1 protein-coding gene and 2 pseudogenes are annotated in these 2,030 nt (G+C 43.4%); 2 read left to right on the forward strand and 1 reads right to left on the reverse strand.

Annotated features, from left to right (window positions below; genetic code table 11):
- A pseudogene (locus I1A42_RS24570) lies at positions 1-730 on the reverse strand (HD domain-containing phosphohydrolase); the annotation flags it as partial.
- A 282-nt stretch (positions 731-1,012) separates the two neighbouring features.
- Between I1A42_RS24570 and I1A42_RS25260 the strand changes: the two are divergent.
- Together I1A42_RS25260 and I1A42_RS24575 are read left to right on the forward strand one after the other, a co-directional pair.
- Positions 1,013-1,141, forward strand: a pseudogene (locus tag I1A42_RS25260) (hypothetical protein); the annotation flags it as partial.
- Between the two features lie 51 nt (positions 1,142-1,192).
- Positions 1,193-2,030: UbiD family decarboxylase (locus tag I1A42_RS24575; RefSeq protein ID WP_329604871.1), on the forward strand; the 838-nt coding region annotated here is incomplete at its 3' end.

The following is a 2,030-nucleotide window of genomic DNA, read 5'->3' on the forward strand; positions in this document are numbered from 1 at the left end:
GTACCAGTTTGGAATGCTCAGTACCTTTCATCTTGTTTAAGCTGCTAGAAAGCGATTCTAGTGTAAAATCAGCACCAACCACATGACTGCCACTCATGGATGTTCTTGAGAGTGTGACGCCAAAGGTTTGCAGAAAATAGAAAAAATAGGGCTCTGTTAAACGAATTTCTCCATCCATTTGGGCACTGGTGTACCAAGGACGTTTGCGCGGATCAAATTGGTTATCCAAGGATTTTCTAAACCCCACTTCTTGCTGCTGAGAATTGAAAAAATACACATCATTGGTGCCATCAACTTTTGTGCGATTAACAAATAACGAAGCGGTGTCGGGGGCGTTAAATCGTTTCCGTTCCTGTTCAGTGAAAAGGGGACGAAGCATCGTAAAATCACCATTGTTCGCACCAAAATAGAGAGCGACGAGGTGAGGGTTGCGCTTAAACGTGGTTTCAATGGCTGAAAGCCAAAATGGTTTATCATAGATAGGTGATTCAGTTTCAACAAAGCGACTGTGAGCCATAAAATCCAGCGCCGAAAAAATCGGTGCTGTGGTCTTTTGAAACGCAGACTGTAATTTCTGACTGTTTTCTTCACTCACTGCCTTAGCGCTTCCCATCAGTAAATGCTGTGAATGTTGGTAACTAATAGTGATAAGCACAATGCCTATCAGGCTAGTAAGTACCAAAAATAAGCTACTAATGTGAATACTGAGTGAATAGCGATGTTTCTTCATAAAACAGTCCTAATGCGGCTAACGGCTTAAGTATTGTTCACGTGTGAAAGGTTGCAAAATGAATCACTGAAAAGGTGAAGAACACCGCTCTATGAGTGCAAGTTACAAGAAGTTACATCATTAACGCGTAGGTTTGACGAAAATTAAATTCAACAAGATGAATAAAGGCTCGCTGCAGTTTAAAGGTGAAAAAAGTGATGAAGCACCGAATTTTTTTCTAAATACGAAGGTCAATTACTAGAAACTGATGTTGAAGTCGATCCAGTTGGTGAATTATCTGGTGTTTACCGTCACGTTGGCGCAGCAGGTACAACTATGCGTCCAACTAAAGAAGGTCCAATGATGCTTTTCAATAACGTGAAAGGCTTCACTAAATCTCCTGTTGCTATCGGTGTTCTTGCTAGCCGTGCTCGTACTGCGCTTCTTCTAGGTCACAAACCTGAAAACCTTGGCCGTGCCATGATGAACGCTGTAAACAACCCAATCAAACCGGTTGTTGTTGACCAGGCAGCATGTCAAGAAGTAGTTCACCTAGCAAGCGATCCTGATTTTGATATCCGTAAAATCATCCCAGCACCAACAAACACTGTTGAAGATGCAGGTCCATACGTCACTCTAGGTCTTGTTTACGCAGAAGATCCAGAAACTGGCGAAAGTGACGTAACTATCCACCGTCAATGTTTCCAAGCTCGTGATGAAGTGTCTATCTTCTTCTCCCCCGGTCGTCACATCGACGTATTCCGTCAAAAAGCGGAAGCAGCAGGCAAACCATTACCAATCACGGTGAACATTGGTCTAGACCCAGCGGTATACGTTTCAGCATGTTTCGAGCCACCAGTAACTCCAATTGGTTTTAACGAACTAGAAATCGCTGGTGCTTTCCGTAACAAAGCAGTCGAACTTGTACAAGCTAAAACAGTGGATACTAAAGCAATTGCTCACGCTGAAATCGTTATTGAAGGCGAAATCATGCCGGATTACCGCGTTGTTGAAGACCAAAACAGCAACACTGGTAAAGCAATGCCTGAATTCCCAGGATACACTGGCGGTGCAAACCCTAGCCTTCCTGTGATCAAAGTGAAATCTGTGACCACTCGTACAAACCCAATCACTCAAACTTGTATTGGTTGCAGTGAAGAGCACGTTTCTCTAGCGGGTATCTGTACTGAAGCAAGCATTCTGTCTATGACTGAACGTGCAATGCCAGGTCGTGTGAAAAACGTTTACGCGCACTCTTCAGGCGGCGGTAAATTGATGGCTGTAATGCAATTCGAAAAACAATCGCCAAAAGACGAAGGTT

Source organism: Vibrio nitrifigilis (assembly GCF_015686695.1).
Classification (GTDB): Bacteria; Pseudomonadota; Gammaproteobacteria; order Enterobacterales; family Vibrionaceae; genus Vibrio; species Vibrio nitrifigilis.